Raw genomic sequence first — 24157 nt, forward strand, 5'->3', positions numbered from 1 at the left:
AAATGCCGCGATTTATTTGAAATCATCGAGTCCAGAGACTGCCGCAAGGCAACTATTATTATCTCACAGATTCCAGTATCCGGATGGTATCAGCTTTTTGGGGATTCCACCTACGCAGATGCCTGCTTAAGTCGAATGACATCTAAGGCATATCGCCTTGAATTTCCTGGCAGGGATCGCAGAATAACCAATAGTAATTAATCAACCTGCTGAGCTTTGCTCAGTTTGAAGCGGAATGGCGCTCCGTTCCTCTGGAACGGATGCGCAGTTCTTGCGGAATATGCAAAAGTATATAAACCCAAAAGATATTTGGTTGTAGGACGAAGAAATGATTTTGAATGCGATGAATGGATAGAAATTAAATCAGATTATACGGATGTGGAAATAGTTACGTATGATGACTTAGTTGACACAGTAGTTTCCCAATTCTATCAATAAAGAATTTAGCAAGGAGGATAAATGCCTAAAATAATATTACGATGCAACTACTTAAAGAATGCCCCACCTTCACATCTTGCCAATTACATGAACTACATCAGTACCCGTGAGGGTGTGGAGAAGGTAGACAGCACCAGCGCCTTACTGTACTGGTGCCGCATTCTTTTCTTTTTCAATCATTAAATCAAGATTAGAAAGATCCAGATCTTTAAATTCTACTCTTGTATTAGAACCTTCTTTGTGGATAATCATACTGGAAGCTATTTCTTCAAAATAACGCTCTTGTTCTTGAAGATACTCAACGGTCGGATGAAGAATATTCTGTCGAAGTCGTGAAGAATCTTCCTTAGATAAAATAATGGGACCTGTCATAACAGTATTGCGCATAATATTCTCCTTTCAATACCCTAATAAGTCAGCGGTCTGTTGTTCAAAATAATTTTTCACATACTGACTGTCCTTAATAAGGTCAATATACATGTATGTATTTACCGCATCAATATTCTTGCCCATCTCTTTAAATCCAATTTTTTTGTACCAGTCCACTTTTTCAGGTACTGCATTCAGGGTAATAAAACGAATTGGTAAAAAATCAGTCCATTGCCGTGCTTCATTAATAATTTTTTCTAATGTTTTTGTCCCAATTTTATTCTTTTGATATTTTGTTCCTATTGCCAGATAATTTATATACAAACTGGGAAGAAATTCTCCAAAATCATCAATTTGATAATCAGATATTTCTGAAATACAATCATAAAAAGCGACATCCCGAAAGGTTATCATATAGTATCCCACTACGAGTGACTTATATTCAATTTCATATGCATAACACTGTTGCAGCAGTGTGGCAAAATAGGAATTTTCAACATACTCATTAATCGCAGAATTCCCACAATCAAAGTTATTAACCGCAGATGTCATCAATTTATATTGAAGCTCTGCCATATCTTCACCCTTTCTTTTGGTTTAATTAATAGTCTGTATTTTACCAAGACAGATCATTTGTGTTAAAATCCATAAAAATAATTAGAATTCTTACTTTTTTATGCTAATTTGGCATGCGTGATCAGCTTCACCTAAAAACACTATATCTTAAACTTCAGCACAAATATGCGTGGATTATTAGTGGCAATGTAAGACATTTCCATGCCTTTACCGGTAGTTTCTCTATTAGATATGGGGTAATCCCTATCCCCTATATCAAACCCTGCGTGCGTTATTAACGCATACAGATCTTCTCTTTATATTTCATACTTTATTAGAATACAAACGTACATTATACTAAATTCCCCAGTCCACACATTACTTTAAGTATATCACAAGTCAGCAAATAAATCATCCTTGTATAAAATTATTTTCGGAGAAATTATGAAAGAAAAATCGTTTGTAAAAAAATAAAATTATATGATATCACAATTAAGAACAATACGGACACTGGAAATGTAAAAATCAGGATTTTTACCCCTGATACTATTGACGAATGCGAATTAGAGCGGATGAAAGTAATGCAATTAAACGAAGTACAAAAATTAGTGCGGAGTTCATATAAAGGAACAGTAACAATTTTGCTTTAATTTTCAGGTATGTCAGAGCGGCGAAATCAGTTGAAAGCGGCGGAGGAATACACATTGGGGTCAGACCCCATTAAAGATTACTAAAAAAGGGGAAGAAAGGATGTAGTTTTTAACTACATGACAACTATATACTATGATGCTATAATGGGATTAAAACAGGAAATGAGTTGGCATTGTACGATGAATCCGGTGGAATAGAAAATACAGGGATACGCCGACAGGTGATAAAGGAAATTACTGATTTTGCAAAAAAATATGATGTAAAAAAATTCTTCTCTTCGGATCAAGGCAAGAGGTGATTTTAAGCGTACGAGTGACATTGATTTAGCAGTGTCAGATGGAAAGTTTGATCGTTTTGCGCTTCATTAAAAATATGAAAAAAATATGAGACAGGAGGCGATTATAATGTACATATTCATACCATTTTTCTTTTTCATCTGGGGCGGTCTGACGGTGGCTTATTTTCATTTCGGATTTCAGCCAGAATGGCTTGCTACGATTCTGAATACGAGTTCCGCCGGCGACAGCGCAGCCAATGCTTTTATGCTCAGCACACGCGGTGGAATTTTTATCATCGGTGTCGGTGTTTTTTGCCTGATCTGGATTGTAGTTCGTCTTTGGCTTGGGATTGATAAATTCGAAGAACCTCAAGACTCTGGTTCTTTGCGCGAAGATATTGTGGAGATTTTTGACGCTTTGCTCACACCCATTCCCTCGTATGAAGAGGAGAAAGAAACAGATCCACTTAGCTTTGGTGCACTCTTCGATGAACTTTCCAGTACATCTTCCTCGGAGCCGGAATATCTGAGTGACAGTGATGGCAAAAGCGTTCGTATCACCGGCCGCGGTTCTGATGTTTTTTATCTGGAAAACGGTGATGTTGTCTATACTACAGACGGTCGTGATTTCTATACGACAGATGATGATGTGTATCATCACTATGAATGAAGCGGGCGTATTTGAAAGCAGTGGAGCAGTACGTTTGCCACATTGGGGTCTGCCCGTGCGTCCAGCAAAGGGTATATAGTCCGGTGGGTGGAAGCCCCATCAAATAAGCTGCTAACCACAGCATTTGAAGCGAGTGTTGAGTCTGCCGCGGCAACGCTGCAGGCTAAGCGTAGACAGCAAGGTAACAGGGATAGCTAGTGAGCGCCGAAATCCCAAAAGAACCAGAGGGCCGACATCGTGGTCAGGATGGAAGGCAACATATGTACTTATCGTTATTTTACTTGACTTTGCAGACTATCTGATTTATTATACTCGTAAAGAAGTAACTTACGAGTTACTAACTCACGAGTATAATTATTGGAGGTGAGCAGATGAGTCAATTCTATTGCCGTGAGGATGAGCTGCGGAAACTGAATAAACGGTATGCAGGTGATAAGTTTGAGTGCATTGTCATCTACGGCAGACGGCGTGTTGGTAAAACGGCACTGATCAACGAGTTCTGCAAAGATAAGCCTACCATTTTCTTTTCTGCATTGAACACGACAGGAAAGGAAAATCTGGAAGCTCTCTCAAAGTCGATTATGAGTTTTGAGCGGCCGGATATGGAGTCTGCACCGGAGTTCAGGTCCTATGATGCAGCTTTGGATGAGTTGACAGCACTTTCAAAGGAAAAGAGGATTGTCTTTGTCATTGATGAGTATCCTTATCTTGCAAAAGCAAAACCAGCTATTTCAGCGATGCTGCAGCACATCATCGACCACAAATGGACAGAGTCCAAGATGTACCTGATTCTTTGCGGCTCCTCTATGAGCTTCATGGAGAGTCAGGTGCTTGGAAAGGAAAGTCCGTTGTATGGCAGACGTACTGGCCAGTTTAAGATTGAGCCGCTAGACTATAAAGAAACCGCTGTGTTCCACCCAAATCTGTCTGCAGAAGACAATTCCCTGATTTATGGGATCACGGGAGGAGTTCCCCACTATATCAATAAGTTGGATGTGCGAGATAGTGTGGATGAAGCTCTGTTGGATAATTTCTTTGACCGCTCCAGCTATCTGTATGAGGAACCGGGGAACTTACTGAAGCAGGAACTCCGGGAGCCGGCCATTTATAATGCAATCATTAAAGCGATTGCAGAAGGTGCTTCCCGAATGAACGATATCAAGATGAAGGTCGGCGAGGAAAACTCGGTCGTATCGAAGTACCTGAAAACGCTGATCGACCTTGGCATTGCGAAGAAAGAAACACCGATTACAGAAAAACCGGGTAAGAAAACCATCTATCTGCTGGCTGATAACTTCTTCCGTTTCTGGTATCGGTTTGTGCCAATCAATATGAGTGCCATTGACTCTGGCAGAATTGCAAAGACCTATCCACACGCTGTAAAGCAGTATCTTCCTGATTACATGGGTCTAATTTATGAGAAGATGTGTCAGGATTACCTGCTCTATTATTCGGATAGCCTTCCTATTGAGCTGAGTGAAATCGGCCAGTGGTGGGGGACAGACCCGAAGAAGAAAAAGCAGATACAGATTGATATCGTCGGAACTCCTGTTGAGGGCAAAGACTATATCATCGGTTCATGCAAATACCGGAATGAGAAAATCGGTGTGGATGAACTCGATTTGATTCGGGATTATGCCTCAGTTTTTGGAAAGGGCAACAACTATCACTACTATATCTTCTCGAAAGGCGGATTCACAGATGGACTTCTTCAGGCACAAGAGCGAGGTGAAGTTCGGCTGATAACGCTGGAAGACCTTTACAAGTAAAAATTCTAATCAACCCTGCTGGTGAAAGCTGGCAGGGTATTTTTATACCCATTTTTAGCCTGTCTGCTCCGTGCAGATGGGCTTTTTTCATGCCGGCAAGGAGGTGGTTACGCAAATGGCATCCAGAATCCAGGGCACCACCGTTGAGATCGGCGGCGATACCACAAAGCTCTCCAAAGCACTGGAAAGTGTAAACAAGTCAATCAAGGGGACGCAGTCCGGACTGAAAGAAAGACACTTATACCTCTCTGGAAGCCCTGAATGCTGCGGTCAAAAAGATCGTAGCGGACATCAACCGGCGTCCTTTCCAGAAAAAATCTGACATTCGGAAATCCCGCATGAATGGATTTGAAAAGTACGACAAACCGCGTATGAACCAGCTTCCAGGCGAAAGTTATACACTTTGTGATTATAAATACTTTCTTAAAGTTCCAGATAATTACCACCTTGAGTATGATGCCCACTACTATTCTGTATTGTATACCTATAAGGGGAAGCTTGCAATTCTTAAGGCTACCATGACGGAGATACGGATCTGCGACGAGTATAACCGGCTGATCTGCCGACATCCGAGATACCCGCATAAACCACAGACAGCACTTCGGTATGCTCCAAGGTGCAGTTGTGGCTTATGCGGGCTTTTTTGTTATATGATCAACAAGTTATAAAATCAAACTCCTAAGCCGTATAAAATTGCTTTCATCTCCTTTACCATCCGGGTGAGAATCTCCTGCTCAATTGCATTACAGTCTAAAAGCAGACGGTGGATCTCGGAATCGGCAGTGGACGCGGAGTGCGTCAAACTGTCTACAAGAAGATCATCTGCTGAGACATTTAGTGCGTTGGTAAGCAGCTATTTGTTGCAGTGACTTGGCTGACTTTATTAAAAAGGCAATAGAACTCGAAGCGATTGATAGTGCCGGAGATTTGTATGGTGATGACGATGATCTTAGCCGGGATGAATATATTGAGAGAGATAAGAGAGTGCTTCTTTACATGAAAAAGCACCCAGAAATACGGAAAATCGTTGAGGAACAAATTGGAGAACCGATTACATCGATTTGGAAAGATGCTGAGGTGTAATTTGCCAAAAGTAAAGAGGCACACACAAATGGGGGTGTTAACATTGATTTCAAAATGTGGAATTTATACGTCGCAAGGAAAGCGGGTGCTTCTTGCAACCCGTGCAGTTGTAAATGGCCGCAAGGCTGTTGCCTATGTGAAGAACGGGCAATTGCAGGTACTGTCCGGATAACTGATCATATCCGGAGCATTATTTTGGCAGAGAAAATACCATCTTCATAAGTAAAGTCACAGGCACCGCCGTTTTTGTCGGTAATGTGGCGGACAGATTCGATCCCTATGCCGTTTCCGGAGTGTTTGGAGGATTGGAAAATATTGTTTTTTTGCTGTATTTTGCCATCGAAGGTATTCTCCACATGAATCAGAAGCAGATGATTATGGTGGGGATAAACCTCCACATTGATCTTTCTGCGGGCGGGTTCTGTTTTTACACTTGCCTGGATGGCATTTTCCAGCAGATTGGAAAACACAAGACACAGATCAATCTCGTCTATGGAAAGATCAGCAGGCAGGGAAACCAGTGCATGAAAAGGGATGTTTTCTCTTTTGGCAAGGGCGGAATAATATCCGAAAACACTGTCAACAGCCTGATTTTCACAGAAATGCAGGTTATAGTCAGAGATTTTGCCGGTTGCAGCCAAGAGATATTTTTTGATCTTTTCCATGTCACCCTGTTCTGCCAGAGCGGACAGCTGGACAAAATGATGGCGGATATCGTGACGGGCCTGTCTTGCTTCTTCAATGGCCATGCAGAGATTCTTGTACCTTTCCTGCTGAAGGGAAAGAAGATGGTTCTCATGCTGAAGTCTGGCATTTCTGTTCAGGCTGACCGCCAGCATGAGAAACATGGCATAAAACAGGAGCAGGATTATGAGCAGTACAAGACTTAAAACAATATAACACTGTAGGACCCGTCCGGTATATAAAGTACTGCGGTATTTAGGGATCATAAAAAGATTCACTCCGATAAAGATTACCGGAAGAATCCAGAATACATACCAGGTCTGGGCAAAGTTTTCGTCTGCGATCATTGTCTGTACACGGTGGCAGGCAGGATACCAGGCTGCCAGAACAAACAGCAGGCAGATGACATTATAGAAAATTCCGGCACCGGTATGAAACCACAGTTCATTTTCTGTAATATGCAGGTCAGCAGTTATAAGTGCATTGACTGCCCGGGACAGGCTGTTGATACATGCAAAAACTGCAAAGACTGCCAGAAAAATACTAACGGATTTCCAGACAGAGATTTTTAGCGTTTTATGATAAATAAGCATAATAACGGGCAGCAGAGGAAACAGGACCCATCTGGTGGGAAAGTGGAAGGCACAGCAAACCGCTCCTCCGAAAATACAGATTCCCAGAAGAAGAGGAAGAAGCCACGCTGTCAGCTTAAGCGGTGTCTGTCTCAAATAGCTTTTTACAGGCAGATATGTCAGCAGTATGCCGGGAATGATCACGGAAAGCTCAAGTACAGGGCGAAGCATGTCAGCCATTTCAGAACCTCCTTTGGAACAGAAATTCCATAAATGTCTGTCTGGCGTTTTTGAGAAGCTTTCTGCTTACCGGGATATTGCTTCCGTTATCAAGGCAAAAGCCTGTTCCGTCAAAATCAACTGCATGTTCCAGATTGATCACGACGCCCCGGTTACACTGATAGAAGCGTGGATCCATTTTCAGGGAGGTTATGAAGGAATCAAAGGACTGGCGGGTGACCAGTTCCCTTTCACCGGCAGTGTGGATGTAGATCATATGGGAAAAATGTTCTGCGTAGATTATTTTCCGGAAAGGGATCTGAATATTGCTGCCGTTGACCTTTACATCTATGTATTTCCCGGAATCCGGGATGCGGGAAAGGATTTCATCTGCCAGTGCGGAAATATCATTTTCACTGTAGGGCTTTACAAGATAGTGCAGAGCCCGGACCTGAAATCCTTCTAATGCATGGTCAGTGGAAGTTGTTGTGAAGACCAGCAGACAGTCAGTGTCTGATCTGCGAAGTTCTTTTGCTGTATCGATCCCGTTGGAACCATTCATATAAATATCCAGAAACACTACAGTGAAAGGACATTCCTTTGCCGCAGTGAGGAAGGCTTCTCCATTTTCATATTCAAGTATATCTGTATGGACATTGCGCCTGGAAAACTGAGATTCCAGTCTGTTTCGTAACAGTGTCCGTTCTTCTGAAATATCATCAACAATTGCAATTCTCATAGTAAATCTTCCTTATAATATATATTTATAAAATTCTGCCTGCTGAGAATTCCTCGTTACTGTTCACGCTGTTTTCGGTAATATTTTTTCATCTGTGCAATCGAATTCGCAGACAAGCAAGTGGTGTAGTTATTTCGAAAACGCTCTGGTAACAGTATATCATAAAACAATACCACGGAGTTGTAATTCATGTCATTTTCTGTCGTTTCGTGACAGAATTATTGAAATAATTTTGATATTTTTTATAATGAGGGTAACAAATGAAAGTACGTTAAATGGAAAGGAGAGGGATCGTGTATTGTATTGCCATACTGACCGACCAGGAACAGGAAGGACAAAACAGCGCGGAATATATCAGGAAGTACTGTGCAGAGAAGAATGTCTTTCCGCTGATTGAAATCTATCAGAGTCAGGAACAGTTTTTTGCAGAGACATTGAAAACAGTACCAACAGTGCTGTTTCTCGCATTACCGGGTGTAGCCGGCCTGAATGCAGCAGAACATCTTCGTTCCCTGTATCCGAAATGTGGAATCATCTGGTGTAGTGACCTTGATTTTTCTCTCCATGCGTTCAGGCTGCGGATAGAATATTTTTTTATGAAACCTGTGGAAGAGCAGAAAATAAAAGAAGGACTTTCCATCTGGCTTGAATGTAACAAAATAAGATAAGAAAGACATTTGTGAGGAAAACAACATGAAGACGATCATGAAGTATGAACTTGTCATAAATGAAGCACTTAGATCCGCACTTAATTACCATACACCTGACGAGCAGATTAATGAATTTATTCGTTTTTTCGGCAGACATATCAGTTCTGACAGAATATATATTTTCGAAGATTGTAAAGAAAGGCATGTCACAAACAATACGTATGAATGGTGTGCGCAGGGAGTGGTTCCCGAAATAGACAGATTGCAGAATGTAGATATGGACATAATAAAGTGGTGGTACGATACGTTTTCCAAGGGCGAAAGTATCATTATCGCTGATATAGAAGATATCAAAGAAGAACATCGCATGTCCTATGATATGTTAAAAGCACAGAATGTAAGAAATGTGGTGGTATGTCCTTTGCGTTACAAAGATGAGATAAGTGGTTTTTTCGGTGTGGATAATCCTCCAAAGGGTGATTACAGGGGGCTTACTATTTTTCTGGATATGATAGGAACGCTTCTTATCTCGTTACTGAAATTGCGTAATTCATTTATAAAGTCAAATAAAGAGGCACGGCTCAGCAGTTATACATCCCTCTCGAAGATCTATACATCCATGCATTTGGTTGATGTGCAGACAAAGAAATATCATATTGTAAAAATGACAGATCAGATCGTGGAATGTTTGGGAAAAGATTTCAAAAAAATGGGAGAATATGAAATCAGGGATGATTTTTGCGGACATATCAATGATATGGTTGAGAAAATGTGTATAGAATCACAACGTCAGGAATCACTGGAGTTTGTAGATATCAGTACGCTGGAAAAACGGCTTCTTGGAAAAAACAACATATCACATGAATTTATAGATAAAAAATCAGGTTGGTGTCGAAGCAGATTTATTCCTGTAGACTACGATGAAAATGGAAGACTTCTGCATGTGCTTTTTTGTATTGAGTGTATAGAAGAAGAAAAAAAGCGTGAGAACTGGCTGATTTATCTGGCGAAGACAGATCTTATGACAGGATTATGTAATCGTGGAAGCGGAGAAAAAAGGATTACTGAACTTTTAAAGGAAAAAACAAAGGGATTGCTTTGCCTGATCGACTGTGACAAATTTAAATCCATCAATGATACTTATGGGCATTCTGTAGGAGATAAGGCAATTATAGCCGTTGCGAAGACGCTGCAGAAAACATGTCGTGACAGTGATGTGGTTATGAGGCTTGGAGGTGATGAGTTCGCAATATTTATGCCGAAAATGTTGGAGCAAACAGTAGCTGAGAAATTCTTCGAGCGCCTTTTTGAAAATATTCGACAGATTGATATCATAGAGATGCGTGGAAAGAGTATAGAAATAAGTCTGGGTGCGTGTTTTTATGATGGATATGAAGATGTTTCTTTTGATCAGCTATACAGAAAGGCTGACAGGGCAATGTATCAGAGTAAAAAGCAGAAAGGCTGCAGTGCTGTAATTTATGGGGAGGGAATGTAAAAAATCTGGAAGGTTCCCAGTTATGAGCTGCATAGCGAAGCGGAACAAAAGGAGAAGTCTATGAAAGAAAAGAAAGTAATTGATTACACCAGAACCTATCGAAGAATTGAGATAGATAAAAAGAAATGTATTCTGTATATTGTCATACTGATTCTGCTTGGTTTTCTGCTTATGTGGACGCAGATCGATGATCTGACCAGGGTGATCTGTAAGATAGGGGCCGATGCTTTAAAAAAATATGAACCGCAGATGTATGTTGGGATCCGTTCAGAAACGTATCCTCTGTTTGGAAAAATCAGCTATCTCAGTGCAGGAACCGTATATCCGGGAATACAGATAAGCCTTATAAATGCAGCAGTTTCTCTTGCGGCAATCATTCTGCTGGCGGGACTTCCATGGAAGGGGCGCCCTCTTGCCATTTATCTGATCCTGTGCAGTGCGATTCATCTGATAAACAGTCTGTGGTTTGTGTTTGGGGAAAAATATTTTCCGTATACCTTAACCGTTTATTCAAAATTATATATGCTTCAGGAAATTGGCATATGGGTGATGTTTTTTGTCATGACAATTATGGTCACCGGAATTATAGGAGACCGGGGAGTGATCTATAAGCTTTTGACGCTTCTTGCAGTAATGCTGTATTCCATAGTATTTGGAACTGTTCGCTATGTGATCTTTATCTGGCTGCTGTACAGATTTTCTGTGATCTATATGGCGTTTTTCTACTTTATAATAGGGCCCATGTTTGACTTTTTGTATCTGGTTATGATTTATGCAGTGTTTGTCGACCGCATGATCGGTGTTTACGATTCAAGAAAGGGAAGGGAGGTATGGAAATGGTCGTAGCTATTATGAAAGGTTATACTATTTTTGTTATTATCCTGATGCTTCTGTACACTGCCAGACATTTTTATTTTACAATTGTACGACTTCTGGGCAGGCAGCGTCTCTATTACAATGATATCCTTACAGACCGGATGAAAAGTATTTCCGTACTGATCCCTATGCATAATGAGGAGCAGGTGCTTTCCAACGTTCTGGATTCTCTGCTGAAATGTGAGTATGACAGGGACAAACTTGAAATTATTCCGATCAATGATAATTCTACAGACCGTACAAGGGAAATGCTGGATGAGTATCACAGAAAGTATGAGTTTATACGCCCCCTTCACAGAGATTGTCCGGACAGAGGAAAGCCGGTAGGTCTGAATGATGCAATGAAGCTGGCAAAAGGGGAGATCATCATTGTATTTGATGCGGATTACAGACCTGCCAGAAACATGCTGAAACAGATTGCGCTGGGATTTGAGGATCCGCAGGTAGGTGCAGTTATGGGGCGGGTGATACCGTACAATACCAACACAAATATGCTGACCAGACTTATCAATCTGGAACGGTCCGGCGGATATCAGGTAGATCAACAGGCACGATATAACCTGAAAACAATTCCGCAGTATGGCGGTACAGTGGGAGGATTTCGAAAAGATTTTCTGTTAGAAACAGGTGGCTTTAATCCAAAGGTTCTGGCAGAAGATACGGAACTTACATATCGGCTTTTTACCAATGGATGGAAGGTCGTATACGCTAACTCGGCGGAATGTTATGAAGAATCTCCGGAAAGCTGGAATGTGAGAGGCAGACAGATCAGACGCTGGTCAAGAGGTCATAATGAAGTATTGTTCCGTTATCTGATCCCTACGATCACAACTCCTTATATGGGACTATTTCAGAAAATAGATGGCTTATTTCTGCTTTTTATCTATTCGGTACCGGTATTTCTGCTGTTGGGCTGGGTAGTTTCCCTTGGATTGTTTTTCCTGGGTGAAATGCAGATATTCAGTGGCTGGTGGGTTATATTGTTTTTGGGAATTTATAATTCCCTTGGAAATTTTGCACCATTTTTTGAGATAGGTACCTCGCTGATCATAGACGGACTTCCCGGAGAGGCATTGCTTCTGCCTCTTATGATGTTTAATTTTTTCTTCTATATGTGGAATATCTCTCTGGGATTTTGGGATGCAGTGGTAGATACTGTTACCGGAAGAGGTGTGAAATGGGATAAAACAGTGCGGTTTACTGTGCAGAAAACGGAAAAGGAGGCTGAAAAATGAAGGTATGGATCTTGATCTTTATTTGTATGTTCTCTATGCCTCTGTTGGTCGCAGTATTGCATTTCAGGATGAGAAAAGGGCAGATCCTGAAAATAAGGCAGGATTATGTGAAAGATGCCAGATATTTTGGAAAAAGCTTTTCTGCTCTGGTGGAAAAAGCTCTTCCGGAAATGAAGAATGGTACGATCATGCTTTCAAGACAGGAAAAGGTATTGGAAGCAGATGGAAACCAGGAATTTGCGCAGCCTGACATTGAAGATCTGGTCATTGCCCGAAATACCGTCTTTTGTCCGCAGCAAAATGATCTGCATTTTCAAAAAGAGATCTACAGTGAAAAGGATGCGTTGTTTGTGAAAGAAAACATACGGATCCGGGCTGTATACAGCAAAAAAAGACTGCTTTTCGGAAATAAGATCCGGCTTCTCAGATGGGCGGACGCAGAACATGCGGTTGCAGTTTATGATGAATGTGATCTGGGTGAAAGGGTATCAAGTGGAGAACAGCTTGTGATAGGCTTTGACAATGTTTTCCATAGTCTGTATGCACCGGTGATCCGTCTGGGACAGCGTCCGGAGGAACCGGACCGGTTTATGGAGGAATGTGATCCCAGAATATTTCGTATGCCGGTAATGAACAGTCATGAATATAACAGGCATTACATAGATGATGATATGGTTACGGAAAGCGGGACAGTTCCTTATACGATTATTTCCGATGGGGATATAAAGGTGATAGAGGACATTATCCTGCAGGGAGATATCCACAGTGATGGGGCTGTGAGAATCATGGAAAATGCATCGGTGCTTGGAAATATTTTTGCGGAGAATGATATACTGCTGGAAAAAAATGCAACAGTGCTCGGAAACATTTTTACACAGGGAAACATTATATTTGAAGAAGGCGCCAGTGCAGGTCAGCCGGGTAAGATTACTTCAGTTGTTGCCCGCGGAACAATAACATTTTATGGCGGTAATTATGTTTATGGATATGTGGTTTCAGAGGGCGGTGGAAAAATCCTGAAATCGGACAGAGAGGTATTGGGAGAGTATTGTTTTCCAAGTGAACCTGTTCATGAAGAAAAGATTACTTTCCGGGATCTGTCAGAATATGAAAATGTTAGCTTTCAGGGATTTCGAGGAGATATATATGTAAAAGAAGCAGTTATTCCTGAAGGTGCATCTGTTATTCCGAAGAGTCAGTTTTTTGGATGCAGAAGTCTTGAAAAACTGCATCTGCCGGAAAGCGTTTCTGTTATTGGGGACTATGCATTTGCTGACTGTCATGTGCTGAAAGTATGGGAAAGCATAGAAAAGCTTTCGCTGAAATCGGTAGGGACATCAGCTTTTGAAAACTGTTATGCATTGGAATTTGTAAGTCTTCCGGATTCCCTGACTGTGATTGAAGGAGCTGCATTTGCTGGCTGTGTGTCTGTTAATAAACTGATATTTTCAGATACCGCGCTGTTAAAGAAAATAGGTGATCATGCTTTTCGCGGGTGCAGGAATCTGAAAGAAGTATACCTTCCGGACAGTGTGGAATATGTGGGAATCAGTGCATTCAGAGATTGTGTTTCTCTTGAACAGATTTCCGTATCAGAGAAAATAAAAGATCAGCCGGGTATTACAGAACTGGAGAAAAACTGTCCAAATGCCAGGATCAGGTTCAGGGAGGTGAATTCAGTTGAAAAAGAATAAAACCGCAGAAGTGTTTCTGGTTTTGCTTGTTTTGATCGTGATGTCTGCAGGAATTCTGATCCTTCAGAATGGAATGGAAAAGTTGCAGAGTGTTAAGCAGGAAAGCGTATATGTTCCGGAAACAAGAGATGTATATAATAATTATGGCTTGAAAAATGACCAGTCTCTTTCAAAAACCAAAATCCTGGAAACGCAGGATCAGGTGATCTATACAGACCGTATCTTTAATATAAATCAGATTTCTGAGGATCGTATTTCATATGCGGCAGATATTATGAAAGCATTACAGAAAAAGAGTGGAAAAGACACTTATATTATGCCGATACCGCAAAGAGCAGTATTTGAAAGTGGATATGAAACTGAAAAGGAAAAATACAGTGATTTTATAGAGAAACTGGAAGCCTCTTTTTCAGATCCCTCAGTGGTTTTGAATCCGCTGTCTGAACTGGAGAAACATCAGGATGAATATATTTATTTCAGAACTGGAAATAGCTGGACAATGCGTGGGGCATTTTACGGGGCGCAGGTGATTTTTGGAGAACTTGGATATGATAAGGAAAACCTGGATGCTTACCGTGAATATGTTTTTGGAAATTTTAAGGGAAACCTTCTTTTGGAAGCGCTAGGAAAGTATACGACAGACGAAATAAAGAAAGGAATAGAAAACATGGAAGAAGAACCATTCTATATTTATATCAATGGTTCAAATCCCAATCGCGAAGAATTAACCTTTGAAAACAAAGAAGGGCAGCTACAGACACTAAAAAGACAAACGATACAGTTTAATGGCAGCGGAAATTATGCAGTCATTGGTTCGAGTTATAAGCATAGTATAGTGGAAGGAAGAGGAAAAGGACAGAGAAAGGGAAATCTTCTTCTTATTGCAGATACAAGAGGAAAGATGATGATATCTTATCTTTCAGAAATCTTTGAAAAGGTTTATGTATCTAATATGTATGAGGATGCAGATCTTATACAGAATCTGGATGAAATACTGGAAAAATATGATATAGAATATATTATATGGGCACAGGATGTTGCTGAAACAGGAAACAGATCCTATATGAATGCATTGAATCCACTTTTAAAGGAAGGAGGGAATGGCTGATGTCGGAACTGATCCTTAAGGGAACGGAACTGTTTATGGAAAAAACAGGAAGTGCAGACAAGCTTCATATAAGCGGAAATACAGAAAGAATGCTGTTCCTGATCCTTGGGATTCTGCTTGTTTTTGCAGGAGCTAAGGTGTACCGTCTGATTGTTTCCTTCATAATGTTCTGGGGAGTGACGATTGCCCTATGTACTGTTATGGATGGAAAAACCGGATGGGGGACGATCGTAACAGCATTTACGATACTTGGGTGTCTGATGGGATATATGGCATTTAAGTGGAAAACAGCAGATTCCATGATCTTGTCTGCCATGACTGCTGCGGCAGTTGTATGGATGTGTTATCCGTTCTGGTGGGCTGTAGTTATTTTCGCTGCAGGAGCTGCAGCTGCAGCGGCCTTTTTTCCGCTGGAGGGCGCGATCCTTTCTTCTGTTGTGGCAGGAATGTTTCTTCTTCATGAGACGGGAGTCAGATACGTGGCTTTGCTGACAGTATGCGGACTCCTGTTCCAGATCGTTCTGTTTGAACGAAAGTCAGAGAGGGGGCGTGAGATTTGGAAACGGTTTTTCGCAAAGAAATCAAATATCTGATCAGCCGCAGAGAGGCCATGATTCTTCAACAAAAGCTGGATGGCATTATGGAAAGAGATATCCATGGAGATAATGGCAGATATTTTATCAGATCTCAGTACTATGATTCCATAGACGATCAGGATCTATGGGATAATCTGGATGGAATGTATGAAAAAAGGAAGATCCGTTTAAGAATTTATTCCTTGAATGATCTATCTGCAAAGCTGGAGTTTAAATGCAAAAACGGATTTGACGGAGTGAAATATTCCATACCTGTCAGCCGTGAACACGCACTTCGGATGGAACAGGGAGATGCTTCGTTTCTTCTGGAATATGAAACAGAGCTGGCTATGAGATTGTATTTGCGGATCACACAGGGTTGTTACCGTCCAAAGACGATCATAGATTATCAGAGGCTGGCATTTGCTTATCCTGCAGGTGATGTAAGGATCACTTTTGATACGGATATCCGAGGAACGTTATATCCATATGGTCTGTTCGAGGAGGTTGGAACCGATGCGCTGGGCAGTACAGAACAGGTGCTGATGGAAGTAAAATATACAGGATTTCTGCCGGATATGATCGCTGAGACATTGAAAAAAGCGGATGAACTGTCCACCAGCCACAGCAAATATTCCAGAGCCAGAATGATGTGACTGTAAGTTTTACATGCGGCAGACCGGAGACCGATGGGAAACCGGATGCCGGGATTGGAGAAAAATATGAGAGAATTTATCGTAGAAAATCTGACAAATACAGAAGCACTGAGTGTGACTGTGATTTTAATGAATAATGTGATCGCACTGATCGTTGCCTTTTTTATTATGTTTACTTATAAAATTTCTTATGCAGGACCTGCATACAGCAGAAAATTTAATATTTCGATCGGATCGATCACGATTATCACAGCTATGATCATGAGCATTATCAGTAATAATATTGCATTGTCCCTTGGTATGGTTGGTGCTCTTTCTATCATAAGATTCCGCACTGCTGTAAAGGATGTAAGAGATGCTACTTATATTTTCTGGGCAATTGCGGCAGGCATTGGCTGCGGTGTATCTCAGTATGCGCTTATTGTTATTGGTTCTGCTTTTTTACTTCTTTTTCTTATTATTACAAGAAAAGGCTTTACATCCTGTAATAAGCTGCTGGTTGTTCAGGGAAAACCTGACTGCTTACATAAAACAGAGGCAGCAGTGGATACCTTCTTTTCAGGAAAGGCACATGTTTCCATGAGAAATGTTACAGAAGGCAGCTTTGAACTGGTTTATTCTATCGGAGAGGGAATCCTGTATAAAGCTGCAAAAGAAAATCAGATGGATATTTCAGAGAAACTGATCAAAATCGATGGTGTGAAAAGGATAAATATAGTTGACCAGAAGGATGAACTTTCGCAGTAAAAGGCTGCCTGAATGAGAGGTGTTGCTATGAAAAGGATAAGACGTATCCTTTTATGTATTCTGATGATAACAGTTCTCTGTGGAATATCCGTTGTGGGAAATTCTGTTGTAAAGTCGGAAAATAAGTCAAAGGAAAAAAAGAGAACCACTATCACGAAAGAAGAAGTGAAGGAGTGGGCTGCACCGGACGAAGAGAGTCTGGAATACTATGATTTGGGAGAATTCTCTACGACACTTCCGGTAGTCTATATGAATACAAAGGGACAGCAGGTCCTGAAGGAGAATGCAATCTGGGGAAATATTGCTCTGTTGGATGGAAACGGAGAGGAACAATCTGTTTTTTCTCTTCCCAATTCCATATACCGCGCTACGATCAAATACAGAGGCGCTTCTTCTTATAGCAAATTCGATAAAAAGCAGTATCGCATTAAATTTTATAAAAATGAAAAAGACAGTGCAAAAGAAGTGTCTCTTGCAGGAATGGGAGCAAACAGTGAATGGGTGTTAAATGGTCCTTATCTTGATAAGACGCTGATTAGAAATAAACTGGTATATGATCTGGCAAGGGAATTAAATGGATGGGCTCCGGACACCCGGTTTGTGGAATTGTTTGTTGATGGAGAATATCAGGGCGTTTATCTGGCAGTGGAGCCTGTAACAAACGGAGAAAGCAGACTGCGTCTCGCGGAATTTGGTTTGTTGTCCGGAGAAACTGCATATATTGTAAACAGAGACAGAATTGATACGGGCTCTGAAGAGATAGACACATGGGGAAAGACTAACGGCTATACATATAACGCTTTGTACATAAGATATCCGTCAAAAAATAAAATAACGGAAAAACAAAAAGCATATATCCAGAAAGATATTTCCGAATTTGAACAAGTTCTGTATGGGAAGAATTTCAGCGACAAAAGAATTGGATATCAGGCATATATAGACATGGATAATTGGGTGGACTATTTTATTATCAATGAATTTGCCATGAATTATGATGCTGGTAATCTTTCTACTTATTTGTATAAAGAATTGGACGGAAAACTGCAGCTTGCTGTATGGGACTTTAACAATGGTTTTGATAATTATCAGTGGTTCCGGACAGAAACGGATGTTCTTCATACTGTGGAGAATTCATGGTTTCAAAGGCTGTGGCAGGATGAAAATTTCAGGGACCGTGTCTGTGAAAGATACAGGCAATTACGAGAAACTACTCTCGCTGATGAACATATCGCTGAGAAAATAGCATCTTATCAGGAGAAACTGGGAGAGGCTGTGGACAGAAACTTTAAAGTGTGGGGATATTCTTTTAAAGAGAATCTGTTAGCCGGAACCAGTAAGGAGGGCACATCGAGGAATATCAGAAGCTATGAAGAAGCTATGAAACAGCTGACAGATACTATCCGCGAAAGACTGGCGTATCTGGATAAAGAACTGGGAGGAAATTGAAAATGAAAAAAGTACTGGTGATTTTTGGGACAAGACCGGAAGCAATTAAAATGTGCCCTCTTGTTCTGGAACTGAAAAAAAGTGAAAAACTGGAAACGCTGGTGTGTGTCACAGGCCAGCACAGGGAAATGCTGAAGCAGGTTCTCGATATTTTTAAAGTGGTCCCGGATTATGATATGGCGATCATGAAAAAAGGGCAGGATCTTACGGATGTGACAACGGCTATTCTTACAGGAATGAGGGAGATCCTGAAAAAGGAAAAACCGGATATTGTGCTGGTCCATGGAGATACGTCTACTGCATTTGCCGCATCTCTGGCTGCATTTTACCAGCAGATCCCGGTAGGACATGTGGAAGCGGGACTTCGTACTTATAATATGAAATCTCCCTATCCGGAAGAATTTAACAGGCAGGCCATTGGACTTACTGCCAGCCTGCATTTTGCGCCCACTCAGAAAGCAGCGAATGCACTGCTGAAAGAGGGTAAGGATCCAGAGCGGATCTTTATCACAGGAAATACAGGAATTGATGCTTTGCACTATACGGTGCGAAGTGATTTTTATCATCCGGAAACAGAATGGGCAAAAGGCAGCAGACTGATTGCTGTAACAGCACACAGAAGGGAGAATCTGGGAGAGCCCATGCGTGATATGTTCCGGGCTATACGCAGGATCGTGGAAGAATTTACAGATGTGAAGGTTATTTATCCTGTACATTTGAATCCGCAGGTCAGGAAGATCGCAGATGAGGAATTTGGTGGATGCGAGAGAATACACCTGATCGAACCACTGGATGTGGTGGAATTCCATAACCTGATGAAAGCCAGTTATCTGATCATGACAGACAGCGGCGGAATTCAGGAAGAAGCTCCTGCACTGGGAAAACCGGTACTGGTCATGCGGGATACAACAGAGCGTCCGGAAGGTGTGGAAGCAGGAACCTTAAAGCTTGTAGGCACGAAGATGGAGGATATTTACAGAGAATGCAGGCGGCTTCTTACAGAGCCGGAGACATACAGAAAAATGAGTGAGGCTAGAAACCCTTATGGTGATGGGACTGCAAGTATCAAAATCAGAAAAATCCTGGAGGATATAGATGCATAAGCATAAACAGAGCCAATGCAAAAGAAAAGTGAAACATCGAAAGAACGTGATGGGACTTATTATATTTTGCATAACTGTGTGCATTGTGTTTATGTTTGCTTATTATCAGAACCTGAGAAAAGAAATATCTGTCCGGCAGGAATGGCTGGAAACCGTCCTGACCAGAGAAAAAAAGTGGATCCTTGAGAATCAGGGCCCTGAAGGCGAAATCTATATGAATGGAAGTAAAGCCGGAGATGTTAATCCATACTTTGCATGTGTGGCTGCACTGGGGCTTCTGGCAGAAACAAAGAATTGCCCCATGACTGAAACAGAGCAAAAAGCTGTTGGCAGGTATCTGGACTGGCATACTGGGGTTTTGCTGGAAACAGATGGAAAAATGGGAATCTACAGGAAAGAGGGTGGGGAACTTATTTATAAAGAAAAGGCTGATTCCGAAGACGGATATCTTGGTATGTACCTTTTTCTTATGGGAAAATATCTGGAAAAGACAGAAAGTACAGACCTGCCGGAATCCTGGAAAAATGGAATCAGCCTTGCATTAAAAAAGATTCAAAGCCTGATGCAGGATGGAATTACACAGGTTTCAGAAGAAAACACAACAGTTTATCTGATGGATAATCTGGAAGTGTGGAAAGGCCTGTACGAATTGGAACTTGCAGGACTGGAAGATACGCAGGCGATCAGTGAAATTCGTAAAAAGATACAGAAACAGATAGAAAAGATATTCTGGGATGATGCGAATCAAAGATGGAGAATTATCGGAAACAGTGATCGGTATCATCAGACAGAATTTTATCCGGATGGTGTTGCTCAGATTTATCCGCTGATTTATGAATTTCCGGTAAAAGAGAAGAAAAAGCAAAAGGTATTATATGATCAGTTTACGGAAAGGTTTCAGTGGCAGAAACTGAATAAAAAAAGAACTGGCTTTTTGTGGGCAATGACAGGAATGGCTGCTGCGCAGATGAGGGATATCAATAACCTTGTGGAATTAGTAGGAAATTATGAAACAGAATATTGTAAGGAACGAAAATATCCGCTATATACAGGCGAAGCAGGATGGATATGCATGGAATGCGAGAAATTGTATGGATTATATGAAAGAAAAATAAAAACAGCATTTATACCATGTATATGATCTTGTGCAGAGTGAATAAACGAATACTATCGCAATTTTCAAAAATAGTACCTGTCAAAACAGCATATTTGCAATATGCAGTTTGCGGATGTTGATGAAGCCCAAAGAACCCGAATCTGATTGTAATCAAGTAAAACGCCGGTTGTGTGCACCAAGGCATAGCACATAAAGTGTCCCCGGAGAGCTGTAACAAGCCCTCGGGGGACATTTTTGTTCTTCATAGAGAAAACCACAAGCTATGCTTGTGGAAGAAAAGAGCCGTAGCGTTGAAACGGTAGAAAAAGAACCTCCTTTTGCTATAATTAGAAGCGGGTAACGCCAACCGCATCTTGGCGATGATATCGAGAAAGTCATTGTTAGAAGAGTGACTTCGATGACGGCTTTTGGGATGATGTCACTGTGTAAAAACTACCTCAAAGATCGTTCCACCAGACGGGCTGGACTGAACGGTTATTCTGCCGTCATGTACGCGCACGATTTCACGAACCAGGGCCAGCCCAAGGCCTACTCCGCCAAGCTGGCGGCTTCTGGATTTATCTACGCGGAAGAATGGTTCAAATATGCGTTCATTTAATTCAGCCGGGATTCCGCTTCCGGTATCTTCTACGGACAGGCAGATGCTTTTTCCCTTCCGGTATGCGGTTACGGTAACCTGTCCGCCGAAATGGTTGTATTTGATTGCATTCTCAACAAGATTGTATACCATCCGGTAAATCAAAATGTCACTTCCGACCATAGTGGTATCGTTACAGTTCCCGATCAGTTTTATCTCCTTTTCCTGGGCAAGCGGTTCCAGATCCACCAGTACTTCATCGACAAGGGCGTCAACGGCAATGGTTTCATCCCTGCTTACTGTTTGAAGCTCACTCATATCGAGCAGTGTCTTGACCATTTTGCTGAGCCGGCCGTTTTGCTCTGTCACCATTTTCAGTGTCTGTAAGGTGTCGGCGTCATTGCCCGGATGCGGGGTGGAATGGTATAAATCGAGCTGTACCTGCATGACAGACAGTGGAGTGCGAAGCTCGTGCGCTGCATTTGCCGTAAACTGTCTCTGGATTTCAAAAGCATCTGCGAGACGTTCCAGCATCTTGTTATACGAAATACGAAGCTGGTTCAGCTCTTTTACTTTGTTTTCTTCAATGCGCGAATCGGCCAGATTCTGTGCCTGCACCTCCTCGATTTTTTCGGAGAACTCACGAATGGGCCGAAGTGCATGGCCACTGATAAAATAGGTAGCGACACCGCCAAGAAGGGCCAATAAAGCGGAAAGGATCAGGCTGTTTCTTTTGTAGTCTGCTTTATTGTTGTACACCTGAACAGAGAAATCTCTGGCAAATTCATCCCACTTGTCCTCCGGAATGCTGATATAGATTTGATCGGAACCGTCTGCGGTACCGTCTCCGCCCTGATCTCCGGCATCATCGCCCCGGGCATCTACGGTCTCCTGCAGGGAATCGATATAATAAATTCCGTTTTTATAAACAAGCAGGGTCAGACATCCACAGATGACCGCAATATACAGGGTAATGATACAGGTAAGTCTCCACTGCAGTGATATTTTTTTCATCGGTCGGACTCCTCTCGTATTTGATATCCTTCGCCTACTTTATTTAAAATCGGATCGTATCCAAGTACCGCCCTGAGCTTTCGGCGAAGAGAAGACATATGGACGCGGATGGATCCGCTGAAGCTGTCCATGGAGGCATCCCAGACATGCTCGATCAATTCTTCCTGGCTTACCGGTCTGCCAAGGTGAAGAAGCAGATATTCCAAAATGCCGTTTTCTTTTCTTGTCAGGGAAACCAGGGTTCCGTTGGCATAGGCCTCCCGTTTGATGGTATCGAATTTGATCCCGCCACTTTCCAGACAGACATCCTTTTGCACAAATTTTCTTCTCGTCAGACTGCGGATCCGCGCTTCCAGCTCCTGCAGATGGAACGGCTTTTCCATATAGTCATTTGCCCCGGCATCGAGTCCTTCTACTTTGTCTGCAATCTGTCCTCTTGCAGATAAGATCAGAACCTTCGTCTCTTCGTTTTCCTTCCGGAGCTCTTTTAGAAGATCCATTCCGTCCATGCCGGGCAGATTGAGATCCAGGACAATCAGATCATAATTTTCTGCCAGGATGCATTCCAGAGCCTCCGCGCCATCATAACAGGTATCCACCTCGTACCCGGCAGCGTACAGACTTCTGGCAACTGTGTCACACATTTGTTTCTCATCTTCTACGATTAATAATCTCAAAATTTTTTCACCCGCCCATTTCTTAACAATGATTTTACAACTGCTATTGTATAATATCAGAGTCAGCTGGTCAATCAATAGAATAAAAGGAGCAACTATATTTTGAAGTGCAGAAAAATATCTCAAATTGTTTTAGTTATCACAGGCATAGCAATGATGGGCTATGGCGCCGTCAGAGGGGAAGCGGCTGCTGTGCTTGGGAAAGCAATTAAATTATGTCTGGAGTGTGTCGGAATTGGATAAGAAAAAGAAGTTACGATCAAAGAAAATAGCCGGAATACGCGGGTGGATACAGGCAGCGGCCACACTGCTTACCAATCCTCATATCCCCAATTTTTTTCAGGGCAAAATATATCAGGGCAAGGCGAAAACGGTATGCGTACCGGGACTAAACTGTTATTCCTGTCCTGCTGCGACGGGAGCGTGCCCCATCGGAGCCTTTCAGGCGGTTGTCGGATCATCCAAATTTAAGTTTTCCTACTACATAACCGGGTTCCTGATTTTACTCGGCGTGACACTGGGAAGATTCATCTGTGGTTTTTTGTGTCCGTTTGGATGGTTTCAGGATTTGCTTCACAAAATCCCCGGAAAGAAATTCTCCACGGCCAGACTGAAGCCGCTGCGGTATCTGAAATACATCATCCTTGTTGTTTTTGTGATTCTTCTGCCGATGTTTGCAACGAATTCGATCGGGATGGGAGATCCGTTCTTCTGCAAATATATTTGTCCGCAGGGCGTTCTGGAGGGGGCGATCCCGCTTTCCATCGGAAATGCCGCAATCCGGTCTGCACTGGGCAAGCTGTTTTCGTTTAAATTCTGTATTCTGATTACGGTTGTCGTGCTCAGCATCTTGTTTTACAGACCCTTCTGCAAATGGATCTGTCCTCTTGGGGCAATCTATTCCTTATTTAATAAGGTAAGCTTTTTACATATCACGATTGAAAACAGCAAATGTGTCGGATGCAACCAGTGTTCCAGGGCATGTAAAATGGATATCGACGTGTGCCGGACCCCAAATCATCCGGAATGCATCCGATGCGGAGCCTGCATCAAGGCCTGCCCGAAGGATGCGATCCACTACCAGTTTATGGGAAAAACGTGTCAGAAAAAGGACACTGGAGATCAACAGTCAGAGATCAGAAACCATTGATCAGCAGC

28 protein-coding genes are annotated in these 24157 nt (G+C 41.9%); 22 read left to right on the forward strand and 6 right to left on the reverse strand.

Features of this window, described 5'->3' with window-relative positions; translation table 11 throughout:
- Nucleotides 1-201, forward strand: a 201-nt coding sequence (locus tag DW915_RS07505) for an ATP-binding protein (protein ID WP_158581046.1), incomplete at its 5' end; no start/stop codon positions are given.
- Nucleotides 202-579: 378 nt separating this feature from the next.
- Here DW915_RS07505 and DW915_RS15625 read toward each other — a convergent pair.
- Nucleotides 580-825, reverse strand: a complete 246-nt coding sequence (locus tag DW915_RS15625) for a hypothetical protein (protein ID WP_147342474.1) — start codon at nucleotides 823-825, stop codon at nucleotides 580-582.
- A gap of 12 nt (nucleotides 826-837) precedes the next feature.
- A complete protein-coding gene (locus DW915_RS07515; RefSeq protein WP_117804818.1) occupies nucleotides 838-1383 on the reverse strand; it encodes a GNAT family N-acetyltransferase in 546 nt (181 codons plus the stop codon).
- 1034 nt (nucleotides 1384-2417) lie between these two features.
- On the opposite strand from DW915_RS07515, the gene DW915_RS07520 reads away from it, so the two are divergent.
- The 6 genes from DW915_RS07520 (at nucleotide 2418) to DW915_RS15725 (ending at nucleotide 5984) form a co-directional block, all read left to right on the forward strand.
- A complete protein-coding gene (locus DW915_RS07520) occupies nucleotides 2418-2960 on the forward strand; it encodes a hypothetical protein (RefSeq protein ID WP_117804794.1) in 543 nt (180 codons plus the stop codon).
- A 371-nt stretch (nucleotides 2961-3331) separates the two neighbouring features.
- On the forward strand, nucleotides 3332-4729 hold the full coding sequence (locus tag DW915_RS07525; RefSeq protein ID WP_112483362.1) for an ATP-binding protein: 1398 nt from the start codon (nucleotides 3332-3334) through the stop codon (nucleotides 4727-4729).
- 115 nt (nucleotides 4730-4844) lie between these two features.
- On the forward strand, nucleotides 4845-5051 hold the full coding sequence (locus tag DW915_RS07530) for a hypothetical protein (RefSeq protein WP_055265006.1): 207 nt from the start codon (nucleotides 4845-4847) through the stop codon (nucleotides 5049-5051).
- A gap of 49 nt (nucleotides 5052-5100) precedes the next feature.
- A complete protein-coding gene (locus DW915_RS16555; protein WP_431834947.1) occupies nucleotides 5101-5397 on the forward strand; it encodes a Mu transposase domain-containing protein in 297 nt (98 codons plus the stop codon).
- Nucleotides 5398-5599: 202 nt separating this feature from the next.
- Nucleotides 5600-5812, forward strand: coding sequence for a hypothetical protein (locus DW915_RS07540; RefSeq protein WP_118741870.1), 213 nt, complete (start codon nucleotides 5600-5602; stop codon nucleotides 5810-5812).
- Between the two features lie 28 nt (nucleotides 5813-5840).
- On the forward strand, nucleotides 5841-5984 hold the full coding sequence (locus DW915_RS15725; RefSeq protein ID WP_158581036.1) for a hypothetical protein: 144 nt from the start codon (nucleotides 5841-5843) through the stop codon (nucleotides 5982-5984).
- Between the two features lie 4 nt (nucleotides 5985-5988).
- On the opposite strand, the gene DW915_RS07545 is transcribed toward DW915_RS15725, so the two are convergent.
- Nucleotides 5989-7308 (reverse strand): sensor histidine kinase, encoded by a 1320-nt coding sequence (locus tag DW915_RS07545; RefSeq protein WP_118741871.1) that lies wholly within the window; start codon nucleotides 7306-7308, stop codon nucleotides 5989-5991.
- Between the two features lies 1 nt (nucleotide 7309).
- A complete protein-coding gene (locus DW915_RS07550) occupies nucleotides 7310-8026 on the reverse strand; it encodes a LytR/AlgR family response regulator transcription factor (protein WP_055264998.1) in 717 nt (238 codons plus the stop codon).
- Between the two features lie 293 nt (nucleotides 8027-8319).
- Here DW915_RS07550 and DW915_RS07555 point away from each other — a divergent pair, with 293 nt between their 5' ends.
- The 13 genes from DW915_RS07555 (at nucleotide 8320) to DW915_RS07610 (ending at nucleotide 20755) form a co-directional block, all read left to right on the forward strand.
- Nucleotides 8320-8694 carry a response regulator gene (locus DW915_RS07555; protein ID WP_082426128.1) on the forward strand — a complete coding sequence of 125 codons (375 nt, stop codon included), beginning with the start codon at nucleotides 8320-8322 and terminating at the stop codon, nucleotides 8692-8694.
- Nucleotides 8695-8719: 25 nt separating this feature from the next.
- Nucleotides 8720-10174, forward strand: a complete 1455-nt coding sequence (locus DW915_RS07560; RefSeq protein ID WP_118741872.1) for a sensor domain-containing diguanylate cyclase — start codon at nucleotides 8720-8722, stop codon at nucleotides 10172-10174.
- Nucleotides 10175-10234: 60 nt separating this feature from the next.
- Nucleotides 10235-11020, forward strand: coding sequence for a hypothetical protein (locus DW915_RS07565; RefSeq protein ID WP_118741873.1), 786 nt, complete (start codon nucleotides 10235-10237; stop codon nucleotides 11018-11020).
- Complete coding sequence (locus DW915_RS07570; RefSeq protein WP_118741874.1) at nucleotides 11011-12285, forward strand: glycosyltransferase; 1275 nt, start codon at nucleotides 11011-11013, stop codon at nucleotides 12283-12285. Before DW915_RS07565 ends, DW915_RS07570 begins: the two co-directional genes overlap by 10 nt.
- 4 nt (nucleotides 12286-12289) lie before the next feature.
- Complete coding sequence (locus DW915_RS15730; RefSeq protein ID WP_158581037.1) at nucleotides 12290-12535, forward strand: hypothetical protein; 246 nt, start codon at nucleotides 12290-12292, stop codon at nucleotides 12533-12535.
- A gap of 340 nt (nucleotides 12536-12875) precedes the next feature.
- A complete protein-coding gene (locus DW915_RS07575) occupies nucleotides 12876-13979 on the forward strand; it encodes a leucine-rich repeat protein (RefSeq protein ID WP_158581038.1) in 1104 nt (367 codons plus the stop codon).
- Nucleotides 13966-15087, forward strand: a complete 1122-nt coding sequence (locus DW915_RS07580; protein ID WP_118741876.1) for a DHHW family protein — start codon at nucleotides 13966-13968, stop codon at nucleotides 15085-15087. The genes DW915_RS07575 and DW915_RS07580 overlap by 14 nt, the downstream gene beginning before the upstream one ends.
- Nucleotides 15087-15680, forward strand: a complete 594-nt coding sequence (locus DW915_RS07585) for a hypothetical protein (RefSeq protein ID WP_118741877.1) — start codon at nucleotides 15087-15089, stop codon at nucleotides 15678-15680. Before DW915_RS07580 ends, DW915_RS07585 begins: the two co-directional genes overlap by 1 nt.
- On the forward strand, nucleotides 15644-16318 hold the full coding sequence (locus tag DW915_RS07590; protein ID WP_055264982.1) for a polyphosphate polymerase domain-containing protein: 675 nt from the start codon (nucleotides 15644-15646) through the stop codon (nucleotides 16316-16318). Before DW915_RS07585 ends, DW915_RS07590 begins: the two co-directional genes overlap by 37 nt.
- Nucleotides 16319-16384: 66 nt before the next feature.
- Nucleotides 16385-17065 (forward strand): DUF4956 domain-containing protein, encoded by a 681-nt coding sequence (locus DW915_RS07595; protein ID WP_158581039.1) that lies wholly within the window; start codon nucleotides 16385-16387, stop codon nucleotides 17063-17065.
- Between the two features lie 249 nt (nucleotides 17066-17314).
- Nucleotides 17315-18511, forward strand: coding sequence for a CotH kinase family protein (locus DW915_RS07600; RefSeq protein ID WP_243033806.1), 1197 nt, complete (start codon nucleotides 17315-17317; stop codon nucleotides 18509-18511).
- A gap of 2 nt (nucleotides 18512-18513) precedes the next feature.
- Nucleotides 18514-19614, forward strand: a complete 1101-nt coding sequence (gene wecB, locus DW915_RS07605; protein ID WP_118741880.1) for a non-hydrolyzing UDP-N-acetylglucosamine 2-epimerase — start codon at nucleotides 18514-18516, stop codon at nucleotides 19612-19614.
- Between the two features lie 214 nt (nucleotides 19615-19828).
- Nucleotides 19829-20755, forward strand: coding sequence for a hypothetical protein (locus DW915_RS07610; RefSeq protein WP_147398425.1), 927 nt, complete (start codon nucleotides 19829-19831; stop codon nucleotides 20753-20755).
- A 394-nt stretch (nucleotides 20756-21149) separates the two neighbouring features.
- Here the strand turns inward: DW915_RS07610 and DW915_RS07615 are convergent, their stop codons facing one another.
- On the reverse strand, nucleotides 21150-22322 hold the full coding sequence (locus DW915_RS07615) for a sensor histidine kinase (protein WP_118741882.1): 1173 nt from the start codon (nucleotides 22320-22322) through the stop codon (nucleotides 21150-21152).
- The gene (locus tag DW915_RS07620) at nucleotides 22319-22999 is read right to left on the reverse strand and encodes a response regulator transcription factor (RefSeq protein ID WP_199676779.1); all 681 of its coding nucleotides are present in this window, start codon (nucleotides 22997-22999) and stop codon (nucleotides 22319-22321) included. Before DW915_RS07620 ends, DW915_RS07615 begins: the two co-directional genes overlap by 4 nt.
- A gap of 99 nt (nucleotides 23000-23098) precedes the next feature.
- Here DW915_RS07620 and DW915_RS16420 point away from each other — a divergent pair, with 99 nt between their 5' ends.
- A complete protein-coding gene (locus tag DW915_RS16420) occupies nucleotides 23099-23242 on the forward strand; it encodes a CD1871A family CXXC motif-containing protein (protein ID WP_055218540.1) in 144 nt (47 codons plus the stop codon).
- Nucleotides 23235-24149: a 4Fe-4S binding protein gene (locus tag DW915_RS07630; protein ID WP_117760975.1), complete on the forward strand. Its 915-nt coding sequence runs from the start codon at nucleotides 23235-23237 to the stop codon at nucleotides 24147-24149. The genes DW915_RS16420 and DW915_RS07630 overlap by 8 nt, the downstream gene beginning before the upstream one ends.
- Nucleotides 24150-24157: the final 8 nt, after the last annotated feature.

This window comes from Blautia sp. AM42-2 (assembly GCF_003480245.1).
In the GTDB taxonomy this organism is placed as follows: domain Bacteria; phylum Bacillota; class Clostridia; order Lachnospirales; family Lachnospiraceae; genus Fusicatenibacter; species Fusicatenibacter saccharivorans.